Below are 437 nucleotides of genomic sequence, written 5' to 3'. Positions count from 1 at the left end.
TTTTTACAATACTTCTCGACCACAATCAGTCCTGCACTGACTGTGGTCTTTATTTTGGAAATGACATTTTCCCCTTAAACAAAGGAATCAATCGTCGTTGCGTTTTTCGTCAATATCTGCCATAATAAAAAGGAGTACAAATAAAAGAAAAAGGGGGGAATTGCTATGCTTCAAACACTGTTTCATGCCTATTACAAGGCCCGGCTTTTGGAACAACTGCCGGAAGCAGAACAGTTTATTCCGGTCTTTGCATCATCGGACATTGAAATCTATCCGTTCCAGATTGCAGCGGCCAGCTTTGCCCTGCGTTCCCCCTATCAGAAAGGTGCCGTTCTGTGCGATGAAGCCGGTATGGGCAAGAGCCACGAGGCCATGCTGGTCATCAATCAAAAGTGGCTGGAGGGATGCAGCCGGATTCTGCTGGTCATTCCCAATGC

1 protein-coding gene is annotated in these 437 nt (G+C 46.2%); it reads left to right on the top strand.

Annotated features, from left to right (window positions below; genetic code table 11):
* Positions 1–165: 165 nt before the first annotated feature.
* A partial coding sequence (locus H7U37_RS15305) for a hypothetical protein (RefSeq protein WP_477742911.1) occupies positions 166–437 on the top strand: 272 nt, incomplete at its 3' end.

It is taken from the genome of Pseudoflavonifractor phocaeensis (genome assembly GCF_016901735.1).
GTDB lineage: Bacteria > Bacillota > Clostridia > Oscillospirales > Oscillospiraceae > Pseudoflavonifractor_A.
The sequence above is the reverse complement of the archived record's forward strand: the minus strand, read 5'-3'. Positions and strand labels throughout refer to the sequence as shown.